Below are 17,496 nucleotides of genomic sequence, written 5' to 3'. Positions count from 1 at the left end.
GATGTTTCGCAATTTTTGGTGCGAAAGCTTAAAATAAATTGCGTTATTAAAAAGTAACCCAAAATAGACATGAAAATGAAATGTTTTATAATAAACACAGTTAATATTAAAGGAGAAATTTTAAAAATGACAAATGATTATATAGTTAAAGCTTTAGCTTTTGGAGGACAGATTCGTGCTTACAGTGCCTTGACAACTGAGAGTGTGCAAGAAGCACAAACAAGACATTATACTTGGCCGACTGCTTCTGCAGCACTTGGGCGCACAATGACTGCGACATTAATGATGGGCGCAATGCTAAAAGGAAATCAGAAGTTAACAGTTACAGTAGATGGCCAAGGACCAATTGGCAAAGTTATTGCTGATGCAGACGCTAAAGGAAATGTACGAGGTTATGTCACAAACCCACAAACCCATTTTCCTTTAAATGATCATGGCAAGTTAGATGTTAGCCGTGCAGTAGGAACGAATGGTTCATTAACAGTTGTTAAAGATGTAGGATTGAAAGATTATTTTTCTGGTTCTAGTCCACTTGTTTCAGGTGAACTCGGCGATGATTTCACATACTATTTTGCAAAAAGTGAACAAGTTCCTTCATCAGTAGGATTGGGTGTATTGGTTAATCCAGATAATTCAATTAAAGCTTCTGGAGGATTTTTAATACAAGTTATGCCAGGCGCAGAAGACGAAACGATTAATAAACTAGAAGATGCGATTAATCATATGACACCTGTTTCTAAACTCATTGATCAGGGTTTAACACCTGAAGAATTACTTTTTGAAATATTAGGTGAAGAAAATGTACAAATATTAGAAAATGTTCCAGCACACTTTGAATGTAATTGTGGACATGACAAATTTTTAAATGCGATTAAAGGTTTGGGAGAAGCTGAAATTCAAAATATGATAAATGAGGATCATGGTGCTGAGGCGGAATGTCATTTCTGCAGAAATAAATATCAATTTTCTGAAGAAGAGTTACAGCAATTATTAGATAATATTAAATAAACCCGCTAGAATGAAACTAGACAGATAAGTATGTTAGGTTAAAGTTGGAAGAATAAGTTTTTGCAGTTGTATTTACAGAAAAATCTGATAAAATAGAATGTATATCCGATTGAAAAAGTAGGTTTTAAACTTTTTAACGAAAAGGAGCAATACTTATGACAAATAAACCAGTAGATAACATTGTAGAGGTAATTGGTAACACACCAGTAGTTAAATTAAATAAGGTAGTAGACGAAGACATTGCAGACGTATATGTTAAACTTGAATATCAAAATCCAGGTGGTTCTGTAAAAGATCGTATTGCATTAGCGATGATTGAAGAAGCTGAAAAAGCAGGCAAAATCAAACCAGGTGATACGATTGTTGAACCAACAAGTGGTAACACTGGTATTGGTTTAGCATTTGTTTGTGCTGCTAAAGGTTATAAAGCCGTTTTCACTATGCCTGAAACAATGAGTCAAGAGCGTCGTAATTTATTAAAAGCATATGGCGCAGAATTAGTATTAACGCCTGGTTCAGAAGCTATGAAAGGCGCGATTAAAAAAGCAAAAGAATTAAAAGAAGAACATGGTTATTATGAACCTCAACAATTTGAGAACCCTGCTAATCCTCGTGTTCACGAATTAACAACAGGTCCAGAATTAGTTCAGCAATTTGAAGGTAAAACAATTGATTCGTTCTTAGCTGGTGTTGGTACTGGTGGTACATTAAGTGGTGCTGGTAAAGTATTGAAAGAAAACTACCCAGACATTAACTTAGTTGCGATTGAACCAGAAGATTCACCTGTATTAAGTGGTGGCGAACCTGGTCCACATAAACTACAAGGTTTAGGTGCAGGATTTATTCCAGACACTTTAGATGAAAATATCTATGACGAAGTAGTTCAAGTAGGTAATGAAACTGCAATGGACATGGCGCGTAAAGTTGCTAAAGAAGAAGGTATCTTATGTGGTATTTCTTCAGGTGCTGCTATTTATGCGGCTATTGAAAAAGCGAAACAATTAGGAAAAGGTAAAACAGTAGTGACTGTATTACCAAGTAATGGTGAACGTTACCTTTCTACTCCTTTATTCGCATTTGATGACTAATCCAATATAATGTGAAATTGAGCCGGGCACATATAAATGTGCACCGGCTTTTTGTTTTGCAGTGCCTTTTAATATGTTCAAGGATAATGTTAAATTTTAGGTTGGTATATGTATGGATTAAGCGCTGATTACTGAAAAATATAGCAAATAACGTTATTATAGAAATAAGATAACAACTTAAAGATAAAATCATTTTATAAGTGAAAGGAAGCAAAATGATTATGACACATACAAAAATTATGGGCATATTAAACGTTACACCGGATTCATTTTCAGACGGCGGTAAATATAATACAGTCGATCGTGCAGTGAAAAGGGCAGAGGAAATGGTAGAAGAGGGTGTGGATATTATAGATGTTGGTGGTATATCTACAAGACCAGGATTCGAAGAAATTACTGTAGAAGAGGAATTGGACCGTGTATTACCGGTAGTGAAGGCATTGAGTCACTTAGACGTTCAACTATCAATCGATACATATAGAAGTGAAGTAGCAGAAGCAGCGATGAAATTAGGTGCAACGATGATAAATGATCAATGGGCTGGACTAAATGATGCACGTATATTTGATATTGTTGCAAAATACGAGGGAGAAATTGTGTTAATGCACAATGGCGATGGTCAAAGATCAGAACCAGTTGTTGATGAAATGTTAGTGTACTTGCTTAAACAAGCAAATAAAGCTGAAATGGCTGGCATTCCTCAACATAAAGTTTGGCTCGATCCAGGTATTGGGTTTGCAAAAACTAGAGAAGAAGAAAAAGAAGTCATGGCACGATTAGACGAACTTGTAGCTACAGGTTACCCAGTACTATTGGCAACAAGTAGAAAAAGATTTATTAAAGAAATGATTGAGCAAGAGACCACACCTGTTGAACGAGATGAAGCAACAGCTGCTACTACAGCCTATGGTATAATGGAAGGCGTAAAAGCGGTTAGAGTTCATAATGTCGCGCTGAATGTTCGTTTAGGACAAAGCATGGATTATTTAAAGGAGAATGATAATGAGCGACACAATATTTCTTAATGGTATGAGATTTTATAGTTATCATGGTGCGCTACCAGCTGAAAATGAAATTGGCCAAATATTTATCGTTGATATTACGATGAATGTGGATTTGAGCACAGCAGGTCAGTCAGATGATGTTAAGGATACGGTACACTATGGTGAAGTATTTGAAGATGTTAAAGCAATTATGGAAGGTGAGCCGGTAAATTTATTGGAGCATCTAGCGGAACGTATTGCAAAACGTATAAATTCACACTATAATCGTGTAGTGGAAACGAAAGTCAGAATCACTAAAGAGAATCCACCCATACCAGGTCATTATGATGGTGTAGGTGTAGAAATAGTGAGGGAGAGTCGCGCATGACATACGCATATTTAGGTTTAGGAAGTAATGTTGGGGAGCGGTTGACTCAGCTTGAAGCGGCCATATCGATTTTAAATGATAAAGAGGGCATTACAGTTACACAGAAGTCACCGATTTATGAGACGGACCCAGTAGGTTATGTAGATCAACCGCAATTTTTGAATCAATGTATTGAAGTTCAAACCACATTGGAGCCTAACGAATTATTGAAAGCCTGTTTGGATACTGAGCAACAACTACATCGAGTGAGAGATATACGTTGGGGGCCAAGAACCTTAGATGTTGATATCTTATTATATGGAGATCAAATTATTAATGAATCTGAGTTAATAGTGCCACATCCACGTATGTTGGAACGTTCGTTTGTACTTATTCCATTGAATGACATTGCAACGAATGTCATTGAACCTAATTCAAATAAGGAAATAGGGCATTTAGTGATACCAGATGAGTCAGTTAAAAAATATGAATTTTAATAAATGTGCGTAAATGCGTATTTTTGAAGCGGTTATGTGCACGTACATTATATGGATTGAATTTAATGAGTTACTGTCAGTCGTGTGAGTACATGTGGAGCGATTTAGGCATATAAAATATATGCATGCACCCATTGACGCGTATAACTTAGTGCTTTTTATGAAGAACTGCATATGTAACTATCAGTATTTAATCACTGGCCGCGTGTCAGTTGCACGATTATCTATTTGAAATTAAGTATTTATAAGTGAATCAATAAAATGCAGAAAAAAGTTTAAATAACTTTATTCCGTTTGCATCGTCTAGTAGAATTGAAGAGTGAGAAAGTTGGAATGTGAGAAGTACATATGAATGTGTTTAGCTATCCTTAAGGATACTCACTTCTAAGAATAAACAAAGCAGAAAATGTTTTGTTAAGTTGAAATTTGGTAATAAATGATCATTTTTATTTAAATATTTCAATTAGAAGTCCAAGCAATAGAAAGTGAAAGTAGAACAAGAAGCATAAAGGAGAGAAAGTTATGTCAGAAGAAATGAATGACCAAATGCAGGTCCGTCGCCAAAAATTACAAGAACTATATGATTTAGGAATAGATCCATTTGGTCAAAAATTTGATCGTACTTCAATGGCAACCCCATTACATGAAGACTGGGATCAATTTAGCAAAGAAGAATTACATGAAAAAGAAGAAGAAAGTCATGTAAGTATTGCTGGACGTTTAATGACGAAACGCGGAAAAGGTAAAGCGGGCTTTGCACACGTTCAAGATTTAAGTGGTCAAATACAGATTTATGTAAGAAAAGACCAAGTAGGTGAAGATCAATTTGCTATTTGGAATTCTGCAGATCTTGGAGATATAGTAGGCGTGGAAGGCGTAATGTTTAAAACTAACACTGGTGAACTATCAGTTAAAGCACAGTCATTCACTTTATTAACAAAAGCCTTACGTCCACTCCCAGATAAGTTCCATGGCTTACAAGATATAGAACAACGTTATCGTCAGCGTTATTTAGACCTAATTACTAACCAAGATAGTACACAAACATTCATTAAACGTAGTAAAATATTGCAAGAGATGCGTAACTATTTAAATCAACAAGGATTTTTAGAAGTAGAAACACCTATGATGCACCAAATCGCAGGTGGAGCAGCTGCACGTCCTTTCGTTACACATCATAATGCGTTAGACGCTACCTTATATATGAGAATTGCGATTGAATTACATTTGAAACGTTTAATTGTTGGTGGATTAGAAAAAGTTTATGAAATAGGTCGTGTATTTAGAAATGAAGGTGTGTCTACAAGACATAATCCGGAATTTACTATGATTGAATTATATGAAGCTTACGCTGATTATCATGATATTATGGATATTACAGAAAATATGATTAGACATATATCTGAAAAAGTATTAGGTACTGCGAAAGTAACGTATGGAGAAGAAACAATAGATTTAGAATCTAAATGGAAACGAATCCATATGGCCGATGCCGTTAAAGAAGAAACGGGTGTCGACTTCTTCAACATTCAAAGTGACGAAGATGCGAAAATAGCTGCTAAAGAACATGGCATAGAAATTACAGATAATATGAAATATGGTCATATATTAAATGAGTTCTTTGAACAAAAAGTTGAAGAAACACTCATTCAACCAACATTTGTATACGGTCACCCAATTGAAATCTCTCCATTAGCTAAGAAAAATGCGGAAGATCCAAGATTTACAGATCGCTTTGAGTTGTTTATTGTTGGAAGAGAACACGGTAATGCATTTACTGAATTAAATGATCCAATCGATCAAAGAGCAAGATTTGAAGCGCAATTAGTAGAAAAAGAACAAGGCAACGATGAAGCACATGAAATGGATGAAGACTTTATCGAGGCGTTAGAATATGGTATGCCTCCTACAGGTGGATTAGGAATCGGAATTGACAGATTGGTTATGTTACTTACAGATTCTGCCTCTATTAGAGACGTATTACTGTTCCCTTATATGAGACAAAAATAATAGCGATAAATATAATAGAACTGGATCAATCTTTATACATCATGTAATTGATGTGTGAAGATTGATCTTTTTTTATGCTATTTACAAGGCGTGTTTATCGCGAATATAATATAACTTAGAAGAAAATCAGTACATGAATTTAATTCTTTAAAGTAATAAGATACATTTAAGTAAGATTCTGCTATAAAAATATAAAAATAAACTGAAAAAAGGATGGAAAAGTCAGTTTCTATATGTTAAGATAGTTCAAGTCGAGTTAAAGAAACGAGATACGGCTTAACAAATGCAACAAAATAATTTAAGTAAATGTTTGAAAAGCTATTGACTTAAAAGTTAAAACGTTGTAATATATAAAAGTCGTCAAAAACGAGTTATTACATAACAAATATTCAAGTAAAGATCTTGTAAAGAAAATTTAAAGATAGTGTAAAATTGACTATTGCAAATAATCGTTAAACAATGTATCATTAATTGAGTAAGTTATTTTGTCTGGTGGCAATAGCAAAGAGGTCACACCTGTTCCCATGCCGAACACAGAAGTTAAGCTCTTTAGCGCCGATGGTAGTCGGACTTACGTTCCGCAAGAGTAGGACGTTGCCAGGCTTAGTAATCGAATTGATTTTATGTGGAGGATTAGCTCAGCTGGGAGAGCATCTGCCTTACAAGCAGAGGGTCGGCGGTTCGAACCCGTCATCCTCCACCATTTCAAATGAATAGCCGGCCTAGCTCAACTGGTAGAGCAACTGACTTGTAATCAGTAGGTTGGGGGTTCAAGTCCTCTGGCCGGCACCATTTCATGAGCCATTAGCTCAGTTGGTAGAGCATCTGACTTTTAATCAGAGGGTCAGTGGTTCGAGCCCACTATGGCTCATCCAGTTTCATTTTGCAGAAGTAGTTCAGCGGTAGAATACGACCTTGCCAAGGTCGGGGTCGCGGGTTCGAATCCCGTCTTCTGCTCCATTATTTTTGCCGGGGTGGCGGAACTGGCAGACGCACAGGACTTAAAATCCTGCGATAAGTGATTATCGTACCGGTTCGATTCCGGTCCTCGGCACCATCATTTTAATATAGCGCCCGTAGCTCAACTGGATAGAGTACTTGACTACGAATCAAGAGGTTACAGGTTCGACCCCTGTCGGGCGCACCATTTTAAAATGCATGTTAATTATATATACGGGAAGTAGCTCAGCTTGGTAGAGCACTTGGTTTGGGACCAAGGGGTCGCAGGTTCGAATCCTGTCTTCCCGACTCTTTTTGAAAATAGTATGGGGGCTTAGCTCAGATGGGAGAGCGCCTGCTTTGCACGCAGGAGGTCAGCGGTTCGATCCCGCTAGTCTCCACCATATTGATTATTAATGAAGAAATGAACATTGAAAACTGAATTGCAATATGTCAACGTTAATTCCGAACGCAACATTAAATTGTTGGTTCAAAACAAGTGTTAGAGATAACACAAATTAGTATTTTATGAGCTAATCAAACATCATAATTCATTTATGGAGAGTTTGATCCTGGCTCAGGATGAACGCTGGCGGCGTGCCTAATACATGCAAGTCGAGCGAACAGATAAGGAGCTTGCTCCTTTGACGTTAGCGGCGGACGGGTGAGTAACACGTGGGTAACCTACCTATAAGACTGGGATAACTTCGGGAAACCGGAGCTAATACCGGATAACATTTGGAACCGCATGGTTCTAAAGTGAAAGATGGTTTTGCTATCACTTATAGATGGACCCGCGCCGTATTAGCTAGTTGGTAAGGTAACGGCTTACCAAGGCGACGATACGTAGCCGACCTGAGAGGGTGATCGGCCACACTGGAACTGAGACACGGTCCAGACTCCTACGGGAGGCAGCAGTAGGGAATCTTCCGCAATGGGCGAAAGCCTGACGGAGCAACGCCGCGTGAGTGATGAAGGGTTTCGGCTCGTAAAACTCTGTTATTAGGGAAGAACAAACGTGTAAGTAACTGTGCACGTCTTGACGGTACCTAATCAGAAAGCCACGGCTAACTACGTGCCAGCAGCCGCGGTAATACGTAGGTGGCAAGCGTTATCCGGAATTATTGGGCGTAAAGCGCGCGTAGGCGGTTTCTTAAGTCTGATGTGAAAGCCCACGGCTCAACCGTGGAGGGTCATTGGAAACTGGGAAACTTGAGTGCAGAAGAGGAAAGTGGAATTCCATGTGTAGCGGTGAAATGCGCAGAGATATGGAGGAACACCAGTGGCGAAGGCGACTTTCTGGTCTGTAACTGACGCTGATGTGCGAAAGCGTGGGGATCAAACAGGATTAGATACCCTGGTAGTCCACGCCGTAAACGATGAGTGCTAAGTGTTAGGGGGTTTCCGCCCCTTAGTGCTGCAGCTAACGCATTAAGCACTCCGCCTGGGGAGTACGACCGCAAGGTTGAAACTCAAAGGAATTGACGGGGACCCGCACAAGCGGTGGAGCATGTGGTTTAATTCGAAGCAACGCGAAGAACCTTACCAAATCTTGACATCCTTTGAAAACTCTAGAGATAGAGCCTTCCCCTTCGGGGGACAAAGTGACAGGTGGTGCATGGTTGTCGTCAGCTCGTGTCGTGAGATGTTGGGTTAAGTCCCGCAACGAGCGCAACCCTTAAGCTTAGTTGCCATCATTAAGTTGGGCACTCTAGGTTGACTGCCGGTGACAAACCGGAGGAAGGTGGGGATGACGTCAAATCATCATGCCCCTTATGATTTGGGCTACACACGTGCTACAATGGACAATACAAAGGGCAGCTAAACCGCGAGGTCATGCAAATCCCATAAAGTTGTTCTCAGTTCGGATTGTAGTCTGCAACTCGACTACATGAAGCTGGAATCGCTAGTAATCGTAGATCAGCATGCTACGGTGAATACGTTCCCGGGTCTTGTACACACCGCCCGTCACACCACGAGAGTTTGTAACACCCGAAGCCGGTGGAGTAACCATTTATGGAGCTAGCCGTCGAAGGTGGGACAAATGATTGGGGTGAAGTCGTAACAAGGTAGCCGTATCGGAAGGTGCGGCTGGATCACCTCCTTTCTAAGGATATATTCGGAACATCTTCTTACGAAGATGCAGGAATAACATTGACATATTGTATTCAGTTTTGAATGCTCATTGGAGTATTCAAAAATAAATGGGCCTATAGCTCAGCTGGTTAGAGCGCACGCCTGATAAGCGTGAGGTCGGTGGTTCGAGTCCACTTAGGCCCACCATTTTTTGTACATTGAAAACTAGATAAGTAAGTAAAATTTATGATTTTACCAAGCAAAACCGAGTGAATTAGAGTTTTTTAACAAGCTTTGAATTCAAAAAGAAATAATCGCTAGTGTTCGAAAGAACACTCACAGATTAATAACATTTTGGGTTTTCAACCGACTTGTTCGTGTTGAAAGTCAAAAAAGATTAAGTTATTAAGGGCGCACGGTGGATGCCTTGGCACTAGAAGCCGACGAAGGACGTTACTAACGACGATATGCTTTGGGGAGCTGTAAGTAAGCTTTGATCCAGAGATTTCCGAATGGGGAAACCCAGCACGAGTTATGTCGTGTTATCGATATGTGAATACATAGCATATCTGAAGGCAGACGCGGAGAACTGAAACATCTTAGTACCCGCAGGAAGAGAAAGAAAAATCGATTCCCTGAGTAGCGGCGAGCGAAACGGGAAGAGCCCAAACCAACGAGCTTGCTTGTTGGGGTTGTAGGACACTCTATACGGAGTTACAAAAGAACAGACTAGACGAATCATCTGGAAAGATGAATCAAAGAAGGTAATAATCCTGTAGTCGAAAGTTTGTTCACTCTTGAGTGGATCCTGAGTACGACGGAACACGAGAAATTCCGTCGGAATCTGGGAGGACCATCTCCCAAGGCTAAATACTTTCTAGTGACCGATAGTGAACCAGTACCGTGAGGGAAAGGTGAAAAGTACCCCGGAAGGGGAGTGAAATAGAACTTGAAACCGTGTGCTTACAAGTAGTCAGAGCCCGTTAATGGGTGATGGCGTGCCTTTTGTAGAATGAACCGGCGAGTTACGATTTGATGCAAGGTTAAGCAGTGAATGTGGAGCCGTAGCGAAAGCGAGTCTGAATAGGGCGTTGAGTATTTGGTCGTAGACCCGAAACCAGGTGATCTACCCATGACCAGGTTGAAGTTCAGGTAACACTGAATGGAGGACCGAACCGACTTACGTTGAAAAGTGAGCGGATGAGTTGTGGGTAGCGGAGAAATTCCAATCGAACCTGGAGATAGCTGGTTCTCTCCGAAATAGCTTTAGGGCTAGCCTCAAGTGATGATTATTGGAGGTAGAGCACTGTTTGGACGAGGGGCCCTTATCGGGTTACCGAATTCAGACAAACTCCGAATGCCAATCAATTTAACTTGGGAGTCAGAACGCGGGTGATAAGGTCCGTGTTCGAAAGGGAAACAGCCCAGACCACCAGCTAAGGTCCCAAAATATATGTTAAGTGGAAAAGGATGTGGCGTTGCCCAGACAACTAGGATGTTGGCTTAGAAGCAGCCATCATTTAAAGAGTGCGTAATAGCTCACTAGTCGAGTGACACTGCGCCGAAAATGTACCGGGGCTAAACATATTACCGAAGCTGTGGATTGTCCGTAAGGACAATGGTAGGAGAGCGTTCTAAGGGCGTTGAAGCATGATCGCAAGGACATGTGGAGCGCTTAGAAGTGAGAATGCCGGTGTGAGTAGCGAAAGACGGGTGAGAATCCCGTCCACCGATTGACTAAGGTTTCCAGAGGAAGGCTCGTCCGCTCTGGGTTAGTCGGGTCCTAAGCTGAGGCCGATAGGCGTAGGCGATGGATAACAGGTTGATATTCCTGTACCACCATTATTCGTTTTAAGCGATGGGGGGACGCAGTAGGATAGGCGAAGCGTACGATTGGATTGTACGTCCAAGCAGTGAGATTGAGTGTTAGGCAAATCCGGCACTCTTAAGATTGAGCTGTGATGGGGAGAGGAAATTGTTTCCTCGAGTCGTTGATTTCACACTGCCAAGAAAAGCCTCTAGCTAGAATTGTGGTGCCCGTACCGCAAACCGACACAGGTAGTCAAGATGAGAATTCTAAGGTGAGCGAGCGAACTCTCGTTAAGGAACTCGGCAAAATGACCCCGTAACTTCGGGAGAAGGGGTGCTCTTTAGGGTTAACGCCCAGGAGAGCCGCAGTGAATAGGCCCAAGCGACTGTTTATCAAAAACACAGGTCTCTGCTAAACCGTAAGGTGATGTATAGGGGCTGACGCCTGCCCGGTGCTGGAAGGTTAAGAGGAGTGGTTAGCTTCTGCGAAGCTACGAATCGAAGCCCCAGTAAACGGCGGCCGTAACTATAACGGTCCTAAGGTAGCGAAATTCCTTGTCGGGTAAGTTCCGACCCGCACGAAAGGCGTAACGATTTGGGCACTGTCTCAACGAGAGACTCGGTGAAATCATAGTACCTGTGAAGATGCAGGTTACCCGCGACAGGACGGAAAGACCCCGTGGAGCTTTACTGTAGTCTGATATTGAAATTCGGCACAGCTTGTACAGGATAGGTAGGAGCCTGAGATACGTGAGCGCTAGCTTACGTGGAGGCGTTGGTGGGATACTACCCTCGCTGTGTTGGATTTCTAACCCGCACCATTTATCATGGTGGGAGACAGTGTCAGATGGGCAGTTTGACTGGGGCGGTCGCCTCCTAAAGAGTAACGGAGGCGCTCAAAGGTTTCCTCAGAATGGTTGGAAATCATTCATAGAGTGTAAAGGCATAAGGAAGCTTGACTGCGAGACTTACAAGTCGAGCAGGGTCGAAAGACGGACTTAGTGATCCGGTGGTTCCGCATGGAAGGGCCATCGCTCAACGGATAAAAGCTACCCCGGGGATAACAGGCTTATCTCCCCCAAGAGTTCACATCGACGGGGAGGTTTGGCACCTCGATGTCGGCTCATCGCATCCTGGGGCTGTAGTCGGTCCCAAGGGTTGGGCTGTTCGCCCATTAAAGCGGTACGCGAGCTGGGTTCAGAACGTCGTGAGACAGTTCGGTCCCTATCCGTCGTGGGCGTAGGAAATTTGAGAGGAGCTGTCCTTAGTACGAGAGGACCGGGATGGACATACCTCTGGTGTACCAGTTGTCGTGCCAACGGCATCGCTGGGTAGCTATGTATGGACGGGATAAGTGCTGAAAGCATCTAAGCATGAAGCCCCCCTCAAGATGAGATTTCCCAACTTCGGTTATAAGATCCCTCAAAGATGATGAGGTTAATAGGTTCGAGGTGGAAGCATAGCGATATGTGCAGCTGACGAATACTAATCGATCGAAGACTTAATCAAATTTTAAATGTTTTGTTTGGTTGAATCATATTTTACTTACTATCTAGTTTTGAATGTATAATTTCATACATTTCATTGTCTGGTGACAATGGCAAGGAGGTCACACCTGTTCCCATGCCGAACACAGAAGTTAAGCTCCTTAGCGCCGATGGTAGTCGGACTTACGTTCCGCAAGAGTAGGACGTTGCCAGGCAATTCCATTTTGACCTTTGGGTCGTTTTTTTATGGAAGTTTTAACAAAAAAATTGAAAAAGTTCTTGACTTTATAAGTCAAAACAAGTAAAATTAATTCTTGTGATTGAAGAAATGAACATTGAAAACTGAATTGCAATATGTCAACGTTAATTCCGAACACAACATTAAATTGTTGGTTCAAAACAAGTGTTAGAGATAACACAAATTAGTATTTTATGAGCTAATCAAACATCATAATTCATTTATGGAGAGTTTGATCCTGGCTCAGGATGAACGCTGGCGGCGTGCCTAATACATGCAAGTCGAGCGAACAGATAAGGAGCTTGCTCCTTTGACGTTAGCGGCGGACGGGTGAGTAACACGTGGGTAACCTACCTATAAGACTGGGATAACTTCGGGAAACCGGAGCTAATACCGGATAACATTTGGAACCGCATGGTTCTAAAGTGAAAGATGGTTTTGCTATCACTTATAGATGGACCCGCGCCGTATTAGCTAGTTGGTAAGGTAACGGCTTACCAAGGCGACGATACGTAGCCGACCTGAGAGGGTGATCGGCCACACTGGAACTGAGACACGGTCCAGACTCCTACGGGAGGCAGCAGTAGGGAATCTTCCGCAATGGGCGAAAGCCTGACGGAGCAACGCCGCGTGAGTGATGAAGGGTTTCGGCTCGTAAAACTCTGTTATTAGGGAAGAACAAACGTGTAAGTAACTGTGCACGTCTTGACGGTACCTAATCAGAAAGCCACGGCTAACTACGTGCCAGCAGCCGCGGTAATACGTAGGTGGCAAGCGTTATCCGGAATTATTGGGCGTAAAGCGCGCGTAGGCGGTTTCTTAAGTCTGATGTGAAAGCCCACGGCTCAACCGTGGAGGGTCATTGGAAACTGGGAAACTTGAGTGCAGAAGAGGAAAGTGGAATTCCATGTGTAGCGGTGAAATGCGCAGAGATATGGAGGAACACCAGTGGCGAAGGCGACTTTCTGGTCTGTAACTGACGCTGATGTGCGAAAGCGTGGGGATCAAACAGGATTAGATACCCTGGTAGTCCACGCCGTAAACGATGAGTGCTAAGTGTTAGGGGGTTTCCGCCCCTTAGTGCTGCAGCTAACGCATTAAGCACTCCGCCTGGGGAGTACGACCGCAAGGTTGAAACTCAAAGGAATTGACGGGGACCCGCACAAGCGGTGGAGCATGTGGTTTAATTCGAAGCAACGCGAAGAACCTTACCAAATCTTGACATCCTTTGAAAACTCTAGAGATAGAGCCTTCCCCTTCGGGGGACAAAGTGACAGGTGGTGCATGGTTGTCGTCAGCTCGTGTCGTGAGATGTTGGGTTAAGTCCCGCAACGAGCGCAACCCTTAAGCTTAGTTGCCATCATTAAGTTGGGCACTCTAGGTTGACTGCCGGTGACAAACCGGAGGAAGGTGGGGATGACGTCAAATCATCATGCCCCTTATGATTTGGGCTACACACGTGCTACAATGGACAATACAAAGGGCAGCTAAACCGCGAGGTCATGCAAATCCCATAAAGTTGTTCTCAGTTCGGATTGTAGTCTGCAACTCGACTACATGAAGCTGGAATCGCTAGTAATCGTAGATCAGCATGCTACGGTGAATACGTTCCCGGGTCTTGTACACACCGCCCGTCACACCACGAGAGTTTGTAACACCCGAAGCCGGTGGAGTAACCATTTATGGAGCTAGCCGTCGAAGGTGGGACAAATGATTGGGGTGAAGTCGTAACAAGGTAGCCGTATCGGAAGGTGCGGCTGGATCACCTCCTTTCTAAGGATATATTCGGAACATCTTCTTACGAAGATGTAGGAATAACATTGACATATTGTATTCAGTTTTGAATGCTCATTGGAGTATTCATTGCATAATTTTGTACATTGAAAACTAGATAAGTAAGTAAAATTTATGATTTTACCAAGCAAAACCGAGTGAATTAGAGTTTTTTAACAAGCTTTGAATTCAAAAAGAAATAATCGCTAGTGTTCGAAAGAACACTCACAGATTAATAACATTTTGGGTTTTCAACCGACTTGTTCGTGTTGAAAGTCAAAAAAGATTAAGTTATTAAGGGCGCACGGTGGATGCCTTGGCACTAGAAGCCGACGAAGGACGTTACTAACGACGATATGCTTTGGGGAGCTGTAAGTAAGCTTTGATCCAGAGATTTCCGAATGGGGAAACCCAGCACGAGTTATGTCGTGTTATCGATATGTGAATACATAGCATATCTGAAGGCAGACGCGGAGAACTGAAACATCTTAGTACCCGCAGGAAGAGAAAGAAAAATCGATTCCCTGAGTAGCGGCGAGCGAAACGGGAAGAGCCCAAACCAACGAGCTTGCTTGTTGGGGTTGTAGGACACTCTATACGGAGTTACAAAAGAACAGACTAGACGAATCATCTGGAAAGATGAATCAAAGAAGGTAATAATCCTGTAGTCGAAAGTTTGTTCACTCTTGAGTGGATCCTGAGTACGACGGAACACGAGAAATTCCGTCGGAATCTGGGAGGACCATCTCCCAAGGCTAAATACTCTCTAGTGACCGATAGTGAACCAGTACCGTGAGGGAAAGGTGAAAAGTACCCCGGAAGGGGAGTGAAATAGAACTTGAAACCGTGTGCTTACAAGTAGTCAGAGCCCGTTAATGGGTGATGGCGTGCCTTTTGTAGAATGAACCGGCGAGTTACGATTTGATGCAAGGTTAAGCAGTGAATGTGGAGCCGTAGCGAAAGCGAGTCTGAATAGGGCGTTGAGTATTTGGTCGTAGACCCGAAACCAGGTGATCTACCCATGACCAGGTTGAAGTTCAGGTAACACTGAATGGAGGACCGAACCGACTTACGTTGAAAAGTGAGCGGATGAGTTGTGGGTAGCGGAGAAATTCCAATCGAACCTGGAGATAGCTGGTTCTCTCCGAAATAGCTTTAGGGCTAGCCTCAAGTGATGATTATTGGAGGTAGAGCACTGTTTGGACGAGGGGCCCTTATCGGGTTACCGAATTCAGACAAACTCCGAATGCCAATCAATTTAACTTGGGAGTCAGAACGCGGGTGATAAGGTCCGTGTTCGAAAGGGAAACAGCCCAGACCACCAGCTAAGGTCCCAAAATATATGTTAAGTGGAAAAGGATGTGGCGTTGCCCAGACAACTAGGATGTTGGCTTAGAAGCAGCCATCATTTAAAGAGTGCGTAATAGCTCACTAGTCGAGTGACACTGCGCCGAAAATGTACCGGGGCTAAACATATTACCGAAGCTGTGGATTGTCCGTAAGGACAATGGTAGGAGAGCGTTCTAAGGGCGTTGAAGCATGATCGCAAGGACATGTGGAGCGCTTAGAAGTGAGAATGCCGGTGTGAGTAGCGAAAGACGGGTGAGAATCCCGTCCACCGATTGACTAAGGTTTCCAGAGGAAGGCTCGTCCGCTCTGGGTTAGTCGGGTCCTAAGCTGAGGCCGATAGGCGTAGGCGATGGATAACAGGTTGATATTCCTGTACCACCATTATTCGTTTTAAGCGATGGGGGGACGCAGTAGGATAGGCGAAGCGTACGATTGGATTGTACGTCCAAGCAGTGAGATTGAGTGTTAGGCAAATCCGGCACTCTTAAGATTGAGCTGTGATGGGGAGAGGAAATTGTTTCCTCGAGTCGTTGATTTCACACTGCCAAGAAAAGCCTCTAGCTAGAATTGTGGTGCCCGTACCGCAAACCGACACAGGTAGTCAAGATGAGAATTCTAAGGTGAGCGAGCGAACTCTCGTTAAGGAACTCGGCAAAATGACCCCGTAACTTCGGGAGAAGGGGTGCTCTTTAGGGTTAACGCCCAGGAGAGCCGCAGTGAATAGGCCCAAGCGACTGTTTATCAAAAACACAGGTCTCTGCTAAACCGTAAGGTGATGTATAGGGGCTGACGCCTGCCCGGTGCTGGAAGGTTAAGAGGAGTGGTTAGCTTCTGCGAAGCTACGAATCGAAGCCCCAGTAAACGGCGGCCGTAACTATAACGGTCCTAAGGTAGCGAAATTCCTTGTCGGGTAAGTTCCGACCCGCACGAAAGGCGTAACGATTTGGGCACTGTCTCAACGAGAGACTCGGTGAAATCATAGTACCTGTGAAGATGCAGGTTACCCGCGACAGGACGGAAAGACCCCGTGGAGCTTTACTGTAGTCTGATATTGAAATTCGGCACAGCTTGTACAGGATAGGTAGGAGCCTGAGATACGTGAGCGCTAGCTTACGTGGAGGCGTTGGTGGGATACTACCCTCGCTGTGTTGGATTTCTAACCCGCACCATTTATCATGGTGGGAGACAGTGTCAGATGGGCAGTTTGACTGGGGCGGTCGCCTCCTAAAGAGTAACGGAGGCGCTCAAAGGTTTCCTCAGAATGGTTGGAAATCATTCATAGAGTGTAAAGGCATAAGGAAGCTTGACTGCGAGACTTACAAGTCGAGCAGGGTCGAAAGACGGACTTAGTGATCCGGTGGTTCCGCATGGAAGGGCCATCGCTCAACGGATAAAAGCTACCCCGGGGATAACAGGCTTATCTCCCCCAAGAGTTCACATCGACGGGGAGGTTTGGCACCTCGATGTCGGCTCATCGCATCCTGGGGCTGTAGTCGGTCCCAAGGGTTGGGCTGTTCGCCCATTAAAGCGGTACGCGAGCTGGGTTCAGAACGTCGTGAGACAGTTCGGTCCCTATCCGTCGTGGGCGTAGGAAATTTGAGAGGAGCTGTCCTTAGTACGAGAGGACCGGGATGGACATACCTCTGGTGTACCAGTTGTCGTGCCAACGGCATCGCTGGGTAGCTATGTATGGACGGGATAAGTGCTGAAAGCATCTAAGCATGAAGCCCCCCTCAAGATGAGATTTCCCAACTTCGGTTATAAGATCCCTCAAAGATGATGAGGTTAATAGGTTCGAGGTGGAAGCATAGCGATATGTGCAGCTGACGAATACTAATCGATCGAAGACTTAATCAAATTTTAAATGTTTT

The 17,496-nt window shown here is 43.3% G+C and carries 6 protein-coding genes, 9 tRNA genes and 6 rRNA genes; all 21 read left to right on the top strand.

The window, feature by feature from the left end:
• Positions 1-126 precede the first annotated feature (126 nt).
• The 21 genes from hslO (at position 127) to ACM6UH_RS12350 (ending at position 17,482) form a co-directional block, all read left to right on the top strand.
• Entirely contained in the window at positions 127-1,008 is an 882-nt protein-coding gene (gene hslO, locus ACM6UH_RS12450; RefSeq protein WP_002484191.1) for an Hsp33 family molecular chaperone HslO, read from the top strand.
• A 155-nt stretch (positions 1,009-1,163) separates the two neighbouring features.
• Complete coding sequence (gene cysK, locus ACM6UH_RS12445) at positions 1,164-2,096, top strand: cysteine synthase A (RefSeq protein ID WP_002484190.1); 933 nt, start codon at positions 1,164-1,166, stop codon at positions 2,094-2,096.
• Positions 2,097-2,317: 221 nt separating this feature from the next.
• Entirely contained in the window at positions 2,318-3,121 is an 804-nt protein-coding gene (gene folP / locus ACM6UH_RS12440) for a dihydropteroate synthase (protein WP_011303862.1), read from the top strand.
• The gene (folB, locus tag ACM6UH_RS12435; protein WP_011303861.1) at positions 3,099-3,467 is read left to right on the top strand and encodes a dihydroneopterin aldolase; all 369 of its coding nucleotides are present in this window, start codon (positions 3,099-3,101) and stop codon (positions 3,465-3,467) included. The genes folP and folB overlap by 23 nt, the downstream gene beginning before the upstream one ends.
• Entirely contained in the window at positions 3,464-3,943 is a 480-nt protein-coding gene (gene folK / locus ACM6UH_RS12430; RefSeq protein ID WP_047503277.1) for a 2-amino-4-hydroxy-6-hydroxymethyldihydropteridine diphosphokinase, read from the top strand. Before folB ends, folK begins: the two co-directional genes overlap by 4 nt.
• Before the next feature lie 522 nt (positions 3,944-4,465).
• Positions 4,466-5,953 carry a lysine--tRNA ligase gene (gene lysS / locus ACM6UH_RS12425; protein ID WP_011303859.1) on the top strand — a complete coding sequence of 496 codons (1,488 nt, stop codon included), beginning with the start codon at positions 4,466-4,468 and terminating at the stop codon, positions 5,951-5,953.
• 488 nt (positions 5,954-6,441) lie between these two features.
• Positions 6,442-6,556, top strand: a 5S ribosomal RNA gene (gene rrf, locus ACM6UH_RS12420).
• Positions 6,557-6,580: 24 nt separating this feature from the next.
• Positions 6,581-6,656, top strand: a tRNA-Val gene (locus ACM6UH_RS12415).
• A 13-nt stretch (positions 6,657-6,669) separates the two neighbouring features.
• A tRNA-Thr gene (locus ACM6UH_RS12410) sits at positions 6,670-6,745 on the top strand.
• 6 nt (positions 6,746-6,751) lie between these two features.
• A tRNA-Lys gene (locus ACM6UH_RS12405) sits at positions 6,752-6,824 on the top strand.
• A gap of 14 nt (positions 6,825-6,838) precedes the next feature.
• Positions 6,839-6,913: transfer RNA gene (locus ACM6UH_RS12400), tRNA-Gly, on the top strand.
• Between the two features lie 8 nt (positions 6,914-6,921).
• A tRNA-Leu gene (locus ACM6UH_RS12395) sits at positions 6,922-7,010 on the top strand.
• A gap of 13 nt (positions 7,011-7,023) precedes the next feature.
• Positions 7,024-7,100 (top strand) — tRNA-Arg (locus ACM6UH_RS12390).
• A gap of 27 nt (positions 7,101-7,127) precedes the next feature.
• Positions 7,128-7,201 (top strand) — tRNA-Pro (locus tag ACM6UH_RS12385).
• Between the two features lie 19 nt (positions 7,202-7,220).
• Positions 7,221-7,296, top strand: a tRNA-Ala gene (locus ACM6UH_RS12380).
• Positions 7,297-7,446: 150 nt separating this feature from the next.
• Positions 7,447-8,999, top strand: a 16S ribosomal RNA gene (locus ACM6UH_RS12375).
• A 99-nt stretch (positions 9,000-9,098) separates the two neighbouring features.
• Positions 9,099-9,175, top strand: a tRNA-Ile gene (locus ACM6UH_RS12370).
• Between the two features lie 188 nt (positions 9,176-9,363).
• Positions 9,364-12,286: ribosomal RNA gene (locus ACM6UH_RS12365) — 23S ribosomal RNA — on the top strand.
• A 78-nt stretch (positions 12,287-12,364) separates the two neighbouring features.
• Positions 12,365-12,479: ribosomal RNA gene (gene rrf, locus ACM6UH_RS12360) — 5S ribosomal RNA — on the top strand.
• 243 nt (positions 12,480-12,722) lie between these two features.
• A 16S ribosomal RNA gene (locus ACM6UH_RS12355) occupies positions 12,723-14,275 on the top strand.
• A gap of 284 nt (positions 14,276-14,559) precedes the next feature.
• Positions 14,560-17,482: ribosomal RNA gene (locus ACM6UH_RS12350) — 23S ribosomal RNA — on the top strand.
• The 16S, 23S and 5S rRNA genes sit together here with 9 tRNA genes alongside, the layout of an rRNA operon.
• The last annotated feature ends 14 nt before the right edge of the window (positions 17,483-17,496 follow it).

Source organism: Staphylococcus sp. LKG4-2 (assembly GCF_050955665.1).
Taxonomy (GTDB): domain Bacteria; phylum Bacillota; class Bacilli; order Staphylococcales; family Staphylococcaceae; genus Staphylococcus; species Staphylococcus saprophyticus.
This window is presented reverse-complemented; position numbering and strand designations above follow the sequence as displayed.

Bases quoted from the DNA above. Each gene is read 5' to 3' on its own strand.
- hslO (WP_002484191.1), top strand. From the start codon at position 127: ATGACAAATGATTATATAGTTAAAGCTTTAGCTTTTGGAGGACAGATT.
- cysK (WP_002484190.1), top strand. From the start codon at position 1,164: ATGACAAATAAACCAGTAGATAACATTGTAGAGGTAATTGGTAACACA.
- folP (WP_011303862.1), top strand. From the start codon at position 2,318: ATGACACATACAAAAATTATGGGCATATTAAACGTTACACCGGATTCA.
- folB (WP_011303861.1), top strand. From the start codon at position 3,099: ATGAGCGACACAATATTTCTTAATGGTATGAGATTTTATAGTTATCAT.
- folK (WP_047503277.1), top strand. From the start codon at position 3,464: ATGACATACGCATATTTAGGTTTAGGAAGTAATGTTGGGGAGCGGTTG.
- lysS (WP_011303859.1), top strand. From the start codon at position 4,466: ATGTCAGAAGAAATGAATGACCAAATGCAGGTCCGTCGCCAAAAATTA.